Annotated in this window: 1 protein-coding gene and 1 pseudogene; both read left to right on the top strand. The window is 56.8% G+C overall.

From position 1 onward, the window contains the following. Positions 1 to 93: pseudogene (locus GOB81_RS17330) on the top strand (IS5/IS1182 family transposase); the annotation flags it as partial. 96 nt (positions 94 to 189) lie between these two features. Further along, on the top strand, positions 190 to 1,110 hold the full coding sequence (locus GOB81_RS17325; protein ID WP_173571459.1) for a malonate decarboxylase subunit epsilon: 921 nt from the start codon (positions 190 to 192) through the stop codon (positions 1,108 to 1,110). Positions 1,111 to 1,279: the final 169 nt, after the last annotated feature.

Raw genomic sequence — 1,279 nt, 5'->3', positions numbered from 1 at the left:
CATTTCAGAGGCATCGCAACACGCTACGACAAGCTGAAGTCAACCTTTCTCGCTGCCGTGCAACTCGCCTCCGCCATCATCGGAATTAACTGACGACACGCCCTAGTTTTCTGGGAAAAGCCCTGAGAAAGTAGGCAACAGGTCAAAGGCTAGAACACTCTGGTATTAAGACAGGAAACGGAGACGAACATGAGCGGAACCCTGGCGATCTTCTGCTCCGGACAGGGAGGGCAACACCCCCGCATGTTCTCTCTCGTCGAAGGCGAGAAAGAAGCAGAACCGATTTTCGCCAGCGCCGAAAAATTTCTCGGAACAGACCCGAGAGAGTATGTAAAAACCGCTTCCGATGAAGACCTCTACAGCAACAGATCCGGCCAGATCCTCTGCTGCACGCTCTCCCTCGCAATCCGTGCCGTTCTGCGTGATCTGCCAGACCGGATCGTCTGCGCAGGCTACAGTGTCGGCGAACTCCCGGCCTGGGGAATAGCAGGCTGCCTCACTCCGGAACAGGTCCTGGCACTCGCCGCCACCCGCGCGGCAATTATGGATCAGGCCAGCCCGCAAAACGCTGGCCTGGCAGGAATAGCCGGTCTGCCAGATGACCGTCTGCAATCGATCCTGAAAGAAACCGGAACATTCATCGCCATCGTGAACGCATCGGACAACATCGTCATCGGCGGCCTTGCAGCGCAACTTGATCTGGCTATCTCGCACGCACTGCAACTGGGGGCATCGACCGCGAAACGGCTGCATGTCGCAGTCCCATCCCATACACCTCTTCTTCAGAGCGCGGTGGACCCATTGCTGCACGCTCTGCACATCCTGCAACCGAAGCAGCCATCACCAGAAGTGCGACTGCTGAGTGGACTGGATGGAGAGCCCATTCTCCGCATCGACGACGGATGCATGAGACTGGCCAGAGAGGTCAGCACAACCGTGAACTGGCAGGCTTGCCTTCAGGGCTGCAGAGAAGCTGGCGTCAGCAGGATCATTGAAACAGGACCGGGCACTGCGCTGACCCGCATGGCACGCAACGCACTGTCGGACATTCCCTCTCACGCTACAGAAGATTTCCATAGTGTGGACGGTCTTAATCAATGGATCGCGTAGTCTTCTTCTCGGCTATCCGCCTCGCTGCTACCGTCCTGTTCTGGCTATGTGTCCTGAGCCTAGAGCGTGTAGTCAGTTAGCGCCTGCTGGTCTGGGCCTTGTACTTTTGTCCGATGCATGATGTTTTCTCCCTGTTTTCAGGGGGGATATATGGATGCGCCGGTATGCT

The organism is Acetobacter conturbans (assembly GCF_011516755.1).
Lineage (GTDB): Bacteria > Pseudomonadota > Alphaproteobacteria > Acetobacterales > Acetobacteraceae > Acetobacter > Acetobacter conturbans.
This window is presented reverse-complemented; position numbering and strand designations above follow the sequence as displayed.